This is a genomic window from Actinoplanes utahensis (genome assembly GCF_016862455.1).
In the GTDB taxonomy this organism is placed as follows: Bacteria; Actinomycetota; Actinomycetes; order Mycobacteriales; family Micromonosporaceae; genus Actinoplanes; species Actinoplanes utahensis.
Map to the genome: position 1 here is coordinate 39,734 of NZ_BOMZ01000082.1, position 14,059 is coordinate 53,792.

General features: G+C 71.3%; 16 protein-coding genes and 1 riboswitch. Of the genes, 10 read left to right on the forward strand and 6 right to left on the reverse strand.

The window, feature by feature from the left end:
• The first annotated feature begins 15 nt into the window (after positions 1 to 15).
• A complete protein-coding gene (locus tag Aut01nite_RS28340) occupies positions 16 to 681 on the forward strand; it encodes a polymorphic toxin type 27 domain-containing protein (protein WP_043524051.1) in 666 nt (221 codons plus the stop codon).
• 350 nt (positions 682 to 1,031) lie between these two features.
• On the opposite strand, the gene Aut01nite_RS28345 is transcribed toward Aut01nite_RS28340, so the two are convergent.
• From Aut01nite_RS28345 to mgrA, 4 genes are read right to left on the reverse strand one after another with little or no spacing between them, the layout of a single operon-like run.
• A complete protein-coding gene (locus Aut01nite_RS28345) occupies positions 1,032 to 2,204 on the reverse strand; it encodes a serpin family protein (protein WP_043524052.1) in 1,173 nt (390 codons plus the stop codon).
• On the reverse strand, positions 2,197 to 2,958 hold the full coding sequence (locus Aut01nite_RS28350) for a nucleotidyltransferase domain-containing protein (protein ID WP_043524054.1): 762 nt from the start codon (positions 2,956 to 2,958) through the stop codon (positions 2,197 to 2,199). Before Aut01nite_RS28350 ends, Aut01nite_RS28345 begins: the two co-directional genes overlap by 8 nt.
• Positions 2,955 to 3,629, reverse strand: a complete 675-nt coding sequence (locus Aut01nite_RS28355; protein WP_043524055.1) for a nucleotidyltransferase domain-containing protein — start codon at positions 3,627 to 3,629, stop codon at positions 2,955 to 2,957. The genes Aut01nite_RS28350 and Aut01nite_RS28355 overlap by 4 nt, the downstream gene beginning before the upstream one ends.
• 17 nt (positions 3,630 to 3,646) lie before the next feature.
• Positions 3,647 to 4,642 carry an L-glyceraldehyde 3-phosphate reductase gene (mgrA, locus tag Aut01nite_RS28360; protein WP_043524056.1) on the reverse strand — a complete coding sequence of 332 codons (996 nt, stop codon included), beginning with the start codon at positions 4,640 to 4,642 and terminating at the stop codon, positions 3,647 to 3,649.
• Positions 4,643 to 4,703: 61 nt separating this feature from the next.
• Positions 4,704 to 4,794, forward strand: a riboswitch (glycine riboswitch).
• A gap of 78 nt (positions 4,795 to 4,872) precedes the next feature.
• Here mgrA and gcvP point away from each other — a divergent pair.
• Positions 4,873 to 7,677 (forward strand): aminomethyl-transferring glycine dehydrogenase, encoded by a 2,805-nt coding sequence (gene gcvP / locus Aut01nite_RS28365; RefSeq protein ID WP_043524057.1) that lies wholly within the window; start codon positions 4,873 to 4,875, stop codon positions 7,675 to 7,677.
• 95 nt (positions 7,678 to 7,772) lie between these two features.
• On the opposite strand, the gene Aut01nite_RS28370 is transcribed toward gcvP, so the two are convergent.
• Entirely contained in the window at positions 7,773 to 7,973 is a 201-nt protein-coding gene (locus tag Aut01nite_RS28370) for a DUF5999 family protein (RefSeq protein WP_043524058.1), read from the reverse strand.
• A 119-nt stretch (positions 7,974 to 8,092) separates the two neighbouring features.
• Here Aut01nite_RS28370 and Aut01nite_RS28375 point away from each other — a divergent pair, with 119 nt between their 5' ends.
• From Aut01nite_RS28375 to Aut01nite_RS28400, 6 genes are all read left to right on the forward strand, one after another.
• Complete coding sequence (locus Aut01nite_RS28375) at positions 8,093 to 9,304, forward strand: chorismate-binding protein (protein WP_052163499.1); 1,212 nt, start codon at positions 8,093 to 8,095, stop codon at positions 9,302 to 9,304.
• A gap of 163 nt (positions 9,305 to 9,467) precedes the next feature.
• A complete protein-coding gene (locus Aut01nite_RS28380) occupies positions 9,468 to 10,013 on the forward strand; it encodes a sigma-70 family RNA polymerase sigma factor (RefSeq protein WP_236642625.1) in 546 nt (181 codons plus the stop codon).
• A gap of 37 nt (positions 10,014 to 10,050) precedes the next feature.
• Positions 10,051 to 10,539, forward strand: a complete 489-nt coding sequence (locus Aut01nite_RS28385) for a peptide deformylase (protein ID WP_043524060.1) — start codon at positions 10,051 to 10,053, stop codon at positions 10,537 to 10,539.
• 221 nt (positions 10,540 to 10,760) lie between these two features.
• Positions 10,761 to 11,288 (forward strand): class I SAM-dependent methyltransferase, encoded by a 528-nt coding sequence (locus Aut01nite_RS28390; protein WP_236642626.1) that lies wholly within the window; start codon positions 10,761 to 10,763, stop codon positions 11,286 to 11,288.
• A gap of 69 nt (positions 11,289 to 11,357) precedes the next feature.
• A complete protein-coding gene (locus tag Aut01nite_RS28395) occupies positions 11,358 to 11,834 on the forward strand; it encodes a hypothetical protein (protein WP_052163500.1) in 477 nt (158 codons plus the stop codon).
• A 60-nt stretch (positions 11,835 to 11,894) separates the two neighbouring features.
• Positions 11,895 to 12,224 (forward strand): hypothetical protein, encoded by a 330-nt coding sequence (locus Aut01nite_RS28400; protein WP_152628607.1) that lies wholly within the window; start codon positions 11,895 to 11,897, stop codon positions 12,222 to 12,224.
• A gap of 21 nt (positions 12,225 to 12,245) precedes the next feature.
• Here the strand turns inward: Aut01nite_RS28400 and Aut01nite_RS28405 are convergent, their stop codons facing one another.
• Positions 12,246 to 12,638 (reverse strand): VOC family protein, encoded by a 393-nt coding sequence (locus tag Aut01nite_RS28405; RefSeq protein WP_043524063.1) that lies wholly within the window; start codon positions 12,636 to 12,638, stop codon positions 12,246 to 12,248.
• An 82-nt stretch (positions 12,639 to 12,720) separates the two neighbouring features.
• Here Aut01nite_RS28405 and Aut01nite_RS28410 point away from each other — a divergent pair, with 82 nt between their 5' ends.
• Entirely contained in the window at positions 12,721 to 13,440 is a 720-nt protein-coding gene (locus Aut01nite_RS28410; protein ID WP_236642627.1) for an FKBP-type peptidyl-prolyl cis-trans isomerase, read from the forward strand.
• A gap of 222 nt (positions 13,441 to 13,662) precedes the next feature.
• Entirely contained in the window at positions 13,663 to 14,058 is a 396-nt protein-coding gene (locus Aut01nite_RS28415) for a VOC family protein (RefSeq protein ID WP_043524064.1), read from the forward strand.
• The last annotated feature ends 1 nt before the right edge of the window (position 14,059 follow it).

The following is a 14,059-nucleotide window of genomic DNA, read 5'->3' on the forward strand; positions in this document are numbered from 1 at the left end:
GATAGATTTTCCACTGTGACACGGACGCTGCGCGGCATCGGGGACTTCGGGACGGTGGATGTCTGCGCGTTCGTGAGCGGCGGAGAACCCGATCATGAGACGGTCGCCTATCTGCGCTCCGGCACTCCGTTCGTGTGGTCGACGAGCCTTTCCCCCTGCCTGCTGTGCGGTCGACGGACCAGCACGGCGGTCCTGACCGACGGTGAGCGTTACGTCTGGCCGGAAAGCCTGATCCACTACGTCGGGGAACACGGCGTCCGGCTGCCGGTGAGTTTGCGGGGCACGCCCGGGCCGGTGGACGCCGACCGGTTCGCGGAGGGCCTGCTCACCACCGGTGAGGTGACGATCGACGATGACTGGTGGTCGGCGCAGCGCCGCGACGCCGTACGTCATCTGCCGGGTTGTCCCCGCAGCCCGGTGCGCTGCTCGTGGCAGCTGCCGCGGAACGCCGACATCTGGGTCGACGGCGTGTGGCCCGGTGATGTGGCGACGATGGCCCGGCTGCGGCGGCTGTTCGGGGCGGCTTGGCCGTTCTCCGAGCTGCACGCCCGGATCGCGGACCAGCCGTTCCGGGTCGCCGTGAACGGCGACCCGGTCGCCCTCAACAGGGAGTCCGGCCTGCGTGACCACCTGTTCTACGGCGCGCCGGGCGCGCTGCTGCCGGTGACCACGGACGTCTAGTGCCGCTACGGCGAATCCGGGCTCGGAGCGGTTCCGGGTGGTCGCGGTTCTGTCCGGCTGGTTGTCACGGCTGTCTCAGCGCCGCTGAGACAGCCGTGACAACCAGCCGGGGGTGACCGGGACGCGCATGCATGAGCCGCACCGGGCGGCCGGTCGTGCGGGAACGCCTGCAGCAGCCGCCGCGAGTCACGGGACCGTGCGTGGCCCGTACCGAAGCATGGTGTGAGAGAAGTGCGGCGGACCGGAAGTGGACAGCTGCGGGGGCGGTTGGTGGCCGCCGTGAGGCACGGTGCGTGGCCCGTGCCGGAGCATGGTGAGACAAGCGCCGCGGACCGGAAGCGGGCGCGGTTCTAGTGGCCGCCGCGGTGGGACTCGGGCAGGTCCTCCGGCTCGGTGACCCAGGCGGAGAAGACCGGCACACCGTGCCACGGGCTGTCCGGGGCGGCGTCGGTGAAGGCGACGACCGCGTACGGATGCCCGAACCGTAGCTCCACCGACCGCACCAGGCGGGGGGCCGGCGCGCCGCCCCGGGCGGCGAAACCGGTCACCGCGGCCGCCTCGAACCCGTACCGCCCGAACGTGGCGGTCGCCGACTGTCGTGCCTGGAAACCACCGCCGCCGGTCAGCGGCGCCAGGGTCCGTGCCGCGGCGTCGAAGCCGAGACCGGGCCCGGCCAGTTCGTGGTCGCTGGTGGCCGACCAGCAGGGCAGCACGGCCTGGCAGGAGTCGCCGCCGGACGACATCTCCTCCCGGGCGTCCCACAGCGCCGTCTCGCCCAGCGGCAGCGCGGACAGCGGCGTGCGGGCGGCGGCGCCGATCGCGTAGGCCGCGGCGAGCACCCGGCCCGGCTCGACGCCGGGCGCGGCGGCCACCGACATCACCCGCAGCGTTCCCGGCGCGCCGGGCAGGGTCGCCGGCGCCGCGTGCACGATGACGTCACCGGCCTGCGCCGTGGTCGCCACGTACGCGTCGTGGCCGTGCCGCGGCGTCCGCAGCACCGTCGACAACCGGGACGCCCAGGGGCTCGCCGGGCCGAGCGCCCGGGCCGGGGCGGGCCGGAACGGCGTGTCCCAGCGGACCTTCGTCGCGAGCGCGCTGCCCATCACCAGCGCCGTCCGCGGCGGCACCGAGACCGGGAACCGCTTGATCAGGCCGAAGGTGTTCGCGCGTGCCCACCGGTCCAGATCGTCCTGGCCGCGCAGCGGTTCGACGGCTGTCGCCGACGGCAGGCCGGCCTGCCAGCGGGCCAGCGCGGCCCGGTCGACGTGACCGGAGTGCCAGACGGCGGTCGCCGCGGCGACCAGCGGGTGCGGGGCGGTGAGCAGCGTCCCGGCCACGTCGGCGGCCTGTGACGGGCTGACGCCGAGGGCTTCGGTGAGCCCCGGGTCGGGGTCGGGCGTGGCGGAGGCGGTGAGCGCCGGCAGCAGCCAGGCGCCGAGCGGTGAGGCGACATGGTGCTCGCCGCCGGCGACGGCGTGCACGCGCTGCGCGTAGCGGCCCACCGCGGCGATCCAGTCATTCATCCGCGGCTCCGATCAGTCGGGTGTGGACGACGATGTCGTGCAGCGTCGCCACAGCGCCCGGATCGGCGTACCCCGGGAGATGGGTTCGATCTCGGGCCTCCTCCAGTTCGGCGCGCAGCGCCGGCACGTCCGCCGCCAACCGCGCCGCCGCGAATGCCGGTAACGGTCCGTGTTCGGCCTCGCGCTTCGCGGCGATCAGCTCGGGCACGTAGGAGATCGCCGCGCCGAGCACGCCGAGGTCGCATTCGAGTTCGCCGGTGCGCATCAGATGGATGCCGGTGAGCAGCACCCGCAGCGTGTAGAGGGCGGGCTTGAGCTGCCCGGTCTTGTGGTAGAGCCGTTCCTGGGTGGCGGCGAACCCGAGGTAGTGGTGGGCGTGGTTGCTGGTGAGCAGCCCGGGCGCGACGGCTTTGAGCTCCGCGTGCACGTCCGAGGTGACGACCACGAGCGGTGACAGCAGCTGTTCCAGAACGTAGCCGTTGCGGCTGTTCAGCAGCTTCGCGAACTTCAGCAGATCATGGCTGACCACGTCGAGTTCGACACCGTCGCGCACGCCGGAATGTTGCAGAGTGTCCGGCCCGGTGCGCAGGCCCACGACCTCCGCCGGCGGCAGCACATGCGAGGCGCGCAGGTCCAGGTCCGAGTCCCGGGAGGCGAAACCGTACAGATGCGCGCCGCTCACGGTCGCGAAGAGCAGGGGATACGGCAGGGTGGTGGCGGCCTCGGCGGCCCACTGCGGGATGTCGAGGGTCACCGCAGATTCCTTTCGCGTACGGCCACCAGCACCCGATCCACCGCGTTCACGTCCGGCCGCCGGGGCAGGGACGTGTGGGCGGCCGCCTCGGCGAGATCGTTCTGGAGCCGGCCGGCCCACGCGGCCACCTCGGGCCACGGGCGCTCGCCACGGCGTACCGCGAGAAGCTCTTCTCTCTGATCCGACACGTCGACGAGCACCTCGCCGGTGCGCAGCACGTGGGCGCCGGCCGTCAGCAGCCGGATCATGTGCATCGCCTGCTTGAAGTCGACCTCGCCGGTCCGCTCCCGCCGGTTCGCCAGCTTGGCGAGCTGGTCACGGGCATAGCTGCCGTAGCTGTCGGCCACCCGCTGGGACAGGAACGAGTGCCGCACCGCACGCAGCGCGTGACCGTCGTCGGTGATCGACTCGACGAGCGGGGACCACAGCACTTCGAGGACGGTCGGGTTGGCCTGCAGCGCGAGCGTGCAGAACCGCTCGAACTCCCAGGAGAACTGCTCCTCGGCCGGCCCGTCCAGGTGGGTGGGCGGTTTGGTGAGCGTCCAGAACGCCCGGGTCGGCGCGACGAACACACCCCGGCGGTCGTGGTCGGAGTCCGGGCGGTGCAGACCGTAGGCCCGGGATCCGACCACGACCGCGAGGGCCGTGTGCCGTTCGACAAAGTCGATCATGACGCCGGAGGGTAAACCTAAAGGTCAAGCACCGTCGCGTCGATTTCGTCGAGCTCGCTCTGGTCGATGCTCAGGTTGCCGAGCGCGGCCACGTTGTTCTCCAGCTGCTCCACGCTCGACGCGCCGATGATCAGGCTGGTCATCCGCTCGTCGCGCAGCGCCCAGGCCAGCGCGAACTGGGCGAGCGTCTGCCCGCGCCGCTTCGCGATGTCGTTGAGCGTGTGCAGCCGGGCCACGGTCTTGTTGTCCAGCGCGCTCTCGTTGAGGAACACGCTGGTCCGGATCCGCGAGTCGTCCGGGATGCCCTTGAGGTAACGGTCGGTGAGCAGGCCCTGCTGCAACGGGCTGAACGCGATGCAGCCGGCCCCGGCCGCCTCGAGGGTGTCGAGCAGCCGGTCGTGCTCGATCCACCGGTTCAGCATCGAGTACGACGGCTGATGGATCAGCAGCGGCGTGCCCAGCTCGCGCAGGATGTCGGCGGCCCGGGCCGCCTGCTCGCTCTTGTAGTTGCTGATGCCGACGTACAGCGCCTTGCCGGACCGGACGATCGCGTCCAGCGCGGTCATCGTCTCCTCGAGGGGCGTCTCCGGGTCGGGCCGGTGGTGGTAGAAGACGTCGACGTAGTCCAGACCCATCCGCTTCAGCGACTGATCCAGCGACGAGATCAGGTACTTGCGGGAGCCCCAGTCCCCGTACGGGCCGTCCCACATGGTGTAACCGGCCTTCGACGAGATGATCAGCTCGTCGCGGTGGTGCTTGAGGTCGGCCTCCAGGATCCGCCCGAAGTTCGTCTCGGCGCTGCCCGGCGGCGGCCCGTAGTTGTTGGCCAGGTCGAAGTGGGTCACGCCCAGGTCGAAGGCACGGCGGACGATGTCGCGCTGGCGGTCGGCGGGACGGCCGTCACCGAAGTTGTGCCAGAGGCCGAGGCTGATGGCGGGGAGCTTGAGACCGCTGCGACCAGCACGCCGGTAGATCATTTCGGCGTAGCGGTCGGCGGCAGGGGTGTACGTCACATCGCACACCCTAGGACTCCCGGTCCCGCCCCCGTTCGCTGGTAGGTTGACTGTTGCCGGCAACACCCATGCGGGAGAGACCCTGGAGACAGGGCGCCGAAGAGGCAAATCCTCCCCGGAAACTTTCAGGCAAAGCGAACCGCGTGGGCAGGCGACTCTGAAGTACCCGATGTCTGGGTATGACAGAGGGGGAGGTCTGTCATCTGACCTTCTCACGCCAGGAGTCGCCCATGACGTCCCCGTTCGTTCCCCGCCACATCGGCCCGGACGCCGACGAGCAGGCCCAGATGCTCAAGGCCATCGGGTACGGCTCGGTCGACGACCTGATGGAGGCGGCCATCCCGTCCTCGATCCGGTTCCGGGGCGAGCTGAACCTGCCGGCCGGCGCCTCCGAGGAGGAGACGATCGCCGAGCTGCGCGCGATCGCCGACCGCAACGTCGTGGCCACGCCGATGATCGGCCTCGGCTACTACAAAACCCACACGCCAGCGGTGATCAAGCGGAACGTGCTGGAGAACCCCGCCTGGTACACGGCGTACACGCCGTACCAGCCGGAGATCAGCCAGGGCCGCCTGGAAGCGCTGCTCAACTTCCAGACCATGGTCACCGACCTCACCGGGATGACCACGGCCAACGCCTCCATGCTCGACGAGGCGACGGCGGTCGCGGAGGCCATGACGCTCGCGCGCCGCGCCTCCAAGAACAAGAGCAGTGTGTACGCCGTCGACGCCGACACCTTCCCGCAGACGCTGTCGGTGCTGCGGACCCGCGCCGAACCGCTCGGTATCACGATCGTCCTCGTCGACCTGGACGGCGGCGAGCTGCCGGACGACTACTTCGGGCTGCACCTGCAGTACCCGGGCGCCTCCGGCGCCATCCGGGACCACGCCGCCCTGGTCGAGGCCGCCCACGCCAAGGGGGCCCTGGTCACCGTCGCCGCCGACCTGCTCGCGCTCACCCTGCTGCGCACCCCCGGCGAGATCGGGGCGGACATCGCGGCCGGCACCACCCAGCGCTTCGGGGTGCCGCTCGGGTTCGGTGGCCCGCACGCCGGATATCTGGCCGTGCGCGCCGGTCTCGAACGGTCGCTGCCCGGCCGGCTGGTCGGCGTGTCCAAGGACGCCGACGGCAACCAGGCGTACCGGCTCGCCCTGCAGACCCGCGAGCAGCACATCCGCCGTGAGAAGGCGACCAGCAACATCTGCACCGCCCAGGTGCTGCTGGCCGTGATGGCCAGCATGTACGCGGTCTACCACGGCCCCGCCGGCCTCCGGCGGATCGCCGAACACGCCCATGACCGGGCCTCCCACATCGCCGGGGCGCTGCGCGAGGCCGGTATCGAGGTGCCGGCCGCGAGCTTCTTCGACACGGTGACTGCCGTGGTCCCGGGCCGGGCCGCGGAGATCGTCGCCGCAGCCGCCGCCCGGGGTATCGAGCTGCGCCTGGTCGACGCCGACCGGGTGTCGGTGTCGTGTGACGAGACGACGACCGCCGCGCACGTGGAGGCCGTGATCGAGTCCTTCGGCGCCGGGTGGGAGGGCGTGTTCCCGGTGGCTGGTTTCATCGGCCGGAGTACCGAATACCTGACCCACCCGGTGTTCAACACCCACCACTCCGAGACCAGCATGCTGCGTTACCTGCGCAGACTCTCGGACCGGGATTACGCCCTGGACCGCGGCATGATCCCGCTCGGCTCGTGCACGATGAAACTCAACGCCACCACCGAGATGGAAGCGGTGACCTGGCCCGAGTTCGCCAACATCCACCCCTTCGCCCCGAAGACCCAGACCGAGGGGTACGAACACCTCGTCGCCCAGCTGGAGGCCTGGCTCGCCGAGATCACCGGCTACGACGCGGTCAGTGTCCAGCCGAACGCCGGCTCCCAGGGTGAGCTGGCCGGCCTCCTGGCGATCCGCGGGTACCACCGCTCCCGCGGCGAGGCCCACCGCGACGTCTGCCTGATCCCGTCCAGCGCGCACGGCACCAACGCCGCCAGCGCCGTGATGGCCGGCATGCGGGTCGTGGTGGTGGCCTGCGACGCCGACGGCAACGTCGACCTCGCCGACCTGGACGCGAAGATCGAGAAGCACCGGGACGCACTGTCCGCGATCATGGTGACCTACCCGTCCACCCACGGCGTCTACGAGACCGGCATCGCCGACCTGTGCGCCAAGGTCCACGAGGCCGGCGGCCAGGTGTACGTGGACGGCGCCAACCTGAACGCCCTCGTCGGTTACGCCCGGCCGGGGAAGTTCGGCGCCGATGTGTCCCACCTCAACCTGCACAAGACGTTCTGCATCCCGCACGGCGGCGGCGGCCCGGGTGTCGGCCCGGTCGCGGTCGGCGCGCACCTCGCCGACTTCCTGCCCGGCGACCCGGTGCTGCAGGGCGACCACCACGCCGTGTCGGCGGCGGCGCACGGCTCGGCGGGCATCCTGCCGATCTCCTGGGCGTACATCCGGATGATGGGCCCGGACGGCCTCACCGCGGCGACCGCCACGGCGGTGCTGGCCGCCAACTACGTCGCGGCCCGGCTGCGGGAGCACTACCCGGTGCTGTACGCGGGCGAGCACGGTCTCGTCGCCCACGAGTGCATCCTCGACCTGCGCCCGATCACCAAGGCCACCGGCGTGAGCGTCGACGACGTGGCGAAGCGGCTGATCGACTACGGCTTCCACGCCCCGACCATGTCGTTCCCGGTCGCCGGCACCCTCATGGTGGAGCCGACCGAGAGCGAGGACCTGGCCGAACTGGACCGGTTCATCGCCGCGATGATCGCCATCAAGAGCGAGATCGACAAGGTCGCGGCGGGGGAGTGGCCGGCCGGGGACAACCCCCTGGCCAACGCGCCGCACACCGCGTCGTCGGTGACCGTGGACGAGTGGACGCACCCGTACTCACGCTCCGTGGCGGGTTTCCCGGAGGGTGTGGACCGGACGGCGAAGTACTGGCCGCCGGTTCGGCGCATCGACGGGGCCTACGGCGACCGGAACCTGGTGTGTTCCTGCCCGTCGCCCGAGGCGTTCGAGGACTGACCGGGATCGCGCAGGTCGCGGTCGTCACTGATCGCGGCCTGCGCCGCCGTCGTAGTCGTCGATTGATTACGCTGCGTCGCGTAGGGGAGGATTCCTCAAGCTGCCAGGGCGTGCACGGCCGGTCCGCGGTGCGGTTCGATCATCGTGCCGTCCGGCAGCAGCTCACCGGTGTCCTCGAAGATGATGACGCCGTTGCAGAGCAGGCTCCATCCTTGCTCCCGGAAGGTCGCGATGATGAGCGCGGCCTCACGGTCGGTGGCGTCGGCTGGAGGGCAGGGGATCAGGTGCTGGCACATCGGTTTTACTCCGGTCGGGGCTGTGTGAAGGTTCACAACTGCGGTGACGAACGTTACCTCACATCGAACGACAACGGTGCAACCCGGTGACGGCGTCGGCTCACGGTTCATCGACTCATATGGTCCACGCCGGGACGGTCTTCGACCACTCTCCGCTACCTCCGATCGGTCGTCCGCCGGGTGCGCCGACCGGCTGTCAGGGCCGCCACCATGCGTTGTGCGTGTTTCGATGGCATCAGGGTGATCCCGGTGACCCTGCTGAGCTTCTCGCCGGGTTCCTTGCCGACAACGGACTGCCGGTGCGAAACCTTGGCCGAACGGGTGACCAGGACAGGCCGATCGGCGATGGTGAAATCTGTGGGGCAGCACTCTACGTGTCGGCGGATGCCGGTTCTGTGATGGCTGGTGGGGCACCCGGCGCGCCGACGCCGGTGCCCGTCGTCCCGGACGTGTACGCCGTCGTCTACGCCCACGGCGCACCTGTCGCGCCGTCCCCCGCGAGTGGCCCCTGGAGTCTCGGGCCGTGGCGCGAGAGCTGGAGCCGCGACGAGCACGCTGAAGCGGTTCAGCGGGTGCGGGCGGCGATCGGGCGGGGCGACGTCTATCAGGTGAACGTCGTCGGGCACGCGTCGGCGCCGTACCGCGGCGATCCCGCGGCGGCGCTGCGCCGGGTGGCGGGGCTGGCCGGCGCCCGGTACGGCGGGGTGCTCGCCGGGGACGGCTGGGCGATGGCCACGGCCTCGCCGGAGACGCTCGTCGAGGTGCGGGACGGCCGGGTGATCACCCGGCCGATCAAGGGCACCCGGCCGGCCACCGAGGCGGGCCGCCGTGAACTCCTCGCCTCGGCGAAGGAACGCGCCGAACACGTCATGATCGTCGACCTGGAGCGCAACGACCTGGCCCGGCTGCCCGGGACGGGCCCGGTCCGGGTGGACGAGCTCTTCGCCGTACGCGAATGGTCCGGTCTGTGGCAGGCCGAATCGGTCGTCTCCGCGCCGCTGGACGGTGCGGTCGGCCTCGCGGCGCTGCTCCGGGCCGTCTGCCCCGGCGGCAGCGTGACCGGCGCCCCGAAACTCGCCGCGCTGCGGCAGATCGCCGCCCTCGAACCGGTCGGCCGCGGCGTCAGCATGGGCGCCCTCGGCTGGCTCGGCCACGACCACCTGGATCTCGGCCTGAGCATCCGCACCGTCGCCACCGACGGCGACCGGGTACACGTCTGGGCCGGTGGCGGCATCACCATCGACAGCGACCCGATCGCCGAGGTCGACGAGGCCGCCGCCAAATCCGCTCCCGTGCGTGCGGCGTTACGGGGCCCCACAGTCCGTTCATAGCCCTCTCCGAGCCGTCTCTACCGGATGCGTGCCACGGTCGTCGCGAACCGCCCCCACGGAAGGGGCCGGAGCGCGTACTTTGACGCGCGCAGCACCAGGAAAGCGCTCCACAGTGGCACGCAGCCGGTGCCGTGGTGCGGTCACGAGAGGCGACATCACGGACATGTTGGACACAATCGAACAACCGGTGACACCCCGGCGGGCCACCCGGTCCCGCCTCCGGATGCACGTCGACTTCACGCGCTTCGCCAGCGCCTCCTCCGCCCGGTTGCAGAGCAGCGCCTTCCAGCTCTGCCGCGACTGGCACCTGGCCCAGGACCTCACCCAGACCACCCTGGCCAAACTGTTCCTGAGCTGGGAGCGTGCGGTCGACAGCGACAACCTTTGGGCGTACGCGCAGAAGGTCCTGCTCCGCGTCTACCTGGACCACCGCCGGCGCCGCAGCTCCAGTGAGACCGTGCCCGGCGTGCTGCGCGAACCGGGGTACACGATGAGCCCCGAACTGCGGCTCACCCTGCTCGACGCGCTCGCCGAACTGCCCGGCAGGGACCGGGCGATCGTGATGATGCGGTACTTCGCCGACCTCAGCGTCGAACAGGTCGCCCACGACCTCGACGTGCCGGTCACCGTGGTGAAGAGCCAGACCCGCCGCTCGCTGATCAAACTCCGCCACATGCTGCTCCGCGAACGGCCCGCCCTGTTCGCCTGACCGCACCGCGATGTAACGACCAGGTAGCCTCTCAGGCATGACAGTTCGGCCCATTCGGCTCTACGGCGACCCGGTCCTGCGCACCCCCGCCGACGAGGTCACCGACTTCGACGCCCAGCTCCGGGAGATCGTCCGCGACCTGGAGGACACCGTCCGTGAACCCGGGCGTGCCGGGGTGGCCGGCCCGCAGATCGGCGTCAGCCTCCGCGTCTTCTCCTACAACGTCGGCGGCCGCATCGGCCACCTGGTCAACCCGGTCCTGAGCGACTTCGCCGGCGAGCAGACCGACGAGGAGGGGTGCCTGTCACTGCCCGGCCTCGGCTATCCCACCCGGCGATACGAATCGGTCACCGCCCGCGGCTTCGACCAGCACGGCTCACCCGTGGTGATCGAGGGGACCGGCTTCCTGGCCCGCGCCCTCCAGCACGAGACCGACCACCTCGACGGCCGCCTCTACGTCGACACCCTGACCGGCGACGTCCGCCGTCAGGCCCTCCGCGAGATGCGCCGGGTCCTGCCCCGATGACCCCCGTACCCCCACCTTCTCCTTCTTCCCCTTCGCCTTCGGCGGGTGACGCCCGTCCTCCCTCTTCGCCTTCGGCGGGTGACGCCCGTCCTCCCTCTTCGCCCTCGGCGGCAGACGCCCGTCGCCTGGCCGCCAGCTCGCTTGCGGCCGGCGATGCCACCGGTTGGTTCGAGCGGTTGTACGCGCAGTCGCGTGCCGGGAACGCCGAGGTCCCGTGGGACGTGCCCGAACCCAGTGCCCACCTGCGCGCCCTGGACCTGCCCGCCGGCGAGGGCCGCCGCGCGCTGGTCGTGGGCTGCGGTCCCGGCCGCGACGCCGAGCACCTCGCCGCCCTCGGGTACCGCACGACCGCCTTCGACATCTCCGCCACCGCCATCGACCTGGCCCGCGAACGGCACCCCGGCACTCCGGTCGACTACGTCGTCGCCGACCTTCTGGACCCGCCGGCCGCCTGGCGGCACGCCTTCGACCTGGTCCTGGAGAGCAACAACGTCCAGGCCCTCCCCAGGGAGATCCGTGCCGCCGCGATCGGCGCCGTCGGCGCCTTCGTGGCCCCCGGCGGCACGCTGATCGTCCTGGCCGCCGCCACCACCCGCCTCGACAGCGACGGCAGCGGGCCGCCCTGGCCGCTGACACGCACCGAGATCGACGCCTTCGCCACCGACGGCCTGCGCCTGCTCTCCGTCTCCCAGGTCGCCGCCCCGGCCACCACCCTGCCGACCCGCTGGCAGGCCCTCTTCACCCGCTGACCCCGCCCCGCCGCGGCTCTCGCCACCGCGGCCTGAATGCCGGTGGCGCGGGATCGGTAGGGTTTCGGCGTGGGCATGTACCTGGTCAGCGTCGACGGCCCGGACTGGGCGGAGCGTGAGTTCGCGCCTTTCCTCGACGAAGCGCTCGCCGCGCGGGGCCTGCCGGGCTGTCCCGGGCCGCCGGCGAGGATCGCGGACTTCGAGGAGAAGCTCATCCCGAGGATGGACGACTTCGCCGGCCTCTGTGCGCGGCACGGCGTCGCGGAGTTCCTGGACGCCACCCTGTTCGTGCCGGTCGACTTTCCCGGACTGATCGAGATCCCGGTGGAGACGTCGTTCGACGACGTGACGCACGTCTTCAGCGCCCAGCGCCTGCGTGCGGCGATCGCTCCGCTCGCCGCCGAGGTCGGTCTGCCCGCCGTGCTGCCGAGCGGTCCACTCGCGCTGACCCGGGCGATCGAGGACCCGGTCACCTTCTATGTGGCGCTGTTCCAGCAGGCGGCCGGGCACGCCCTGCGAAACGGCTGCCCGCTGACCTACGTCTGACCGGCGGATCCGGACGTTCGGGGGATCAGCTCCGGTCCCCGTACCACCAAGATGTTGATCATGAATTTGTCCGGAGGGATCTCCCGTGCGCGGCTCAGCGGCCCCGCTGTCGCCGTCGCCTTCGCGGTCCTGCTCGTCTTCGCCGGCTACACGCTGATGGACGGGGCGTACCTGATGTCCAACGCCTGTTTCGACGACACCGGCCAGATCGTCTGTCCGGCGAAGGGCCCGGACCGGCTCCGCCCACTGCCCGCCGCGACCGTGCTGCTCGGCCTCTGCGCCGGTCTCGCCGCCCTGCCGGCCGGTGGCCGCGCCCGCATCCCCGCCCTGATCACCGGCTTCGTGCTGGTCACGGCGGCCCTCACCGCCAGCCGCCTGATGGTGGCGTGACACGCTGTCCGAGGCGTGCGCTCACGCCTTGCCCAGCAGGTCCCAGCGGTTTCCGGCGATGTCCAGGAAGACCGCGACACGACCATGGGATTCGGTACGGGGCTCCCGTACGAAAGTGACGCCCGCCTCGACCATCCGCTGGTAGGTGGCGTCGAAGTCGTCGACGTCCAGGAAGAAACCGACCCGGCCGGCGGTCTGCCGGCCGACGGCGGCGCTCTGCCGGTCACCGTCGGCGCGGGCCAGCAGCAGCCCGGTCTGGGCGCCGGGCGGCCGGACGACGACCCAGCGTTTCGGCCGGCCGTCGTCGGTGAGCGACGGGGAGTCCTCGACGAGATCGAATCCGAGCACGCCGGTGAAGAAGGCGATGGCCGGGTCGTACTCGTCGACGATCAGGGTGACCAGGTCGATACGCATCCCGGCAGCGTACGTATCCGCGCCTGCCGTGCGACCCCGGCATGGTCGGCGGGTTCACAGGCGGGTGTTCTATTGTCGGACCGTGCCCGATTCCGCAGTGAGCCGCAGCAACGCGGCAGCCCCACGTGCCGCCGCCGGTCCGTCGCGCAACAGCGCCGGTGGCCCGCCGCTGAAGACGAAAGCCGAGAAACGGGCCGAGGCCAAGGCCGCCAAGGCGCGCGCCCGGGCGATGCGGAAACGCCGCGAGATGCTGACCGTCGCCGGCGCCGCGGCCGCGGTGATCGCCGTGGTCGTCGGTCTGGTGCTGTGGGTCGACAGTTCCTCGCCGTCGTCGCCGGCCACGACCGCCGCCAGCGCCGGCGCGGAAGCCGCCGCCGCTCCCACCGCGACCGCACCGGCTGCCGCGTTCCCGCCGGTTCCCGAGGGCGCCGACCCGGCCCTCAGCAAGAAACCGGCCGCGACCGCCGGCACCGGCAAGGTCACCGAGCTCAAGACGACGACCGTGATCGAGGGCAAGGGCCCGGCGGTCCAGTCCGGTCAGACGATCAACGTGAACTATGTGGGCGTCACCTACGCCGACGGCAAGGAGTTCGACTCCTCGTGGAGCCGGTCCGAGCCGTTCAGCTTCCAGGTCGGCGCCGGCAACGTCATCCAGGGCTGGGACAAGGGCCTGATCGGCGTCAAGGTCGGCAGCCGCGTCCAGCTCGACATCCCGGCCGCCCAGGCCTACGGCGACAACCCGACCGGCGGCCGGCCCGCCGGCGCCCTCCGCTTCGTCGTCGACGTCCTCGCCGCCGCCTGACCCAGCACCCCGACACCGGCTGGTTGTCCGTGCTGTCTCAGGCCGCTGAGACAGCACTGACAACCAGGCGGTCCCGCCCACGCCGCCGCGGCCGGTCGGTGTCGAAGGCCCCTCCGCGAACCATACGAGGGCAGCGGCACATCCGCTCGTGACTTCCCCGCACCGGCCGGACGGCAGCGATAATCGGTGGCGGGGAGCGGGCCGGGGCTGGATGATCCGGCGGTGACCGCCTACATCTCGCACACCACGGTCGATGCGATCGACGCGTACGCGCAGGCCCGCTGGTGGCGGAACGTCCTGGACTGGGTGGAGGACCCGGACGACCCGAACCTGCCCGGCCACGAGGAGTGCCTGATCAGCTCCCGGGACGGGCGCAGCCACCTGCTGTTCATCGCGGTTCCGGAGGACAAGAAGGTCAAGAACCGGATTCACTTCGACCTGCGGCCGGTCGAGGGGACCCGCGACGAGGAACTGGCACGCCTGCTCGAACGAGGCGCCACCGAGGTCGCCGACCTGCGCCGGCCCGACGGCACCGGCTGGGTGACGCTGGCCGACCCGGAGGGCAACGAATTCTGCATCACCCGGGGCGACGCCGAACGCGCTGCTCAGGGACGGTGAC

Bases quoted from the DNA above. Each gene is read 5' to 3' on its own strand.
- Aut01nite_RS28385 (WP_043524060.1), top strand. From the start codon at position 10,051: ATGACAGTTCGGCCCATTCGGCTCTACGGCGACCCGGTCCTGCGCACC.
- Aut01nite_RS28405 (WP_043524063.1), bottom strand. From the start codon at position 12,638: ATGCGTATCGACCTGGTCACCCTGATCGTCGACGAGTACGACCCGGCC.
- Aut01nite_RS28380 (WP_236642625.1), top strand. From the start codon at position 9,468: ATGTTGGACACAATCGAACAACCGGTGACACCCCGGCGGGCCACCCGG.
- gcvP (WP_043524057.1), top strand. From the start codon at position 4,873: ATGACGTCCCCGTTCGTTCCCCGCCACATCGGCCCGGACGCCGACGAG.
- Aut01nite_RS28400 (WP_152628607.1), top strand. From the start codon at position 11,895: ATGAATTTGTCCGGAGGGATCTCCCGTGCGCGGCTCAGCGGCCCCGCT.
- Aut01nite_RS28345 (WP_043524052.1), bottom strand. From the start codon at position 2,204: ATGAATGACTGGATCGCCGCGGTGGGCCGCTACGCGCAGCGCGTGCAC.
- Aut01nite_RS28355 (WP_043524055.1), bottom strand. From the start codon at position 3,629: ATGATCGACTTTGTCGAACGGCACACGGCCCTCGCGGTCGTGGTCGGA.
- Aut01nite_RS28375 (WP_052163499.1), top strand. From the start codon at position 8,093: ATGGTCCACGCCGGGACGGTCTTCGACCACTCTCCGCTACCTCCGATC.
- Aut01nite_RS28370 (WP_043524058.1), bottom strand. From the start codon at position 7,973: ATGTGCCAGCACCTGATCCCCTGCCCTCCAGCCGACGCCACCGACCGT.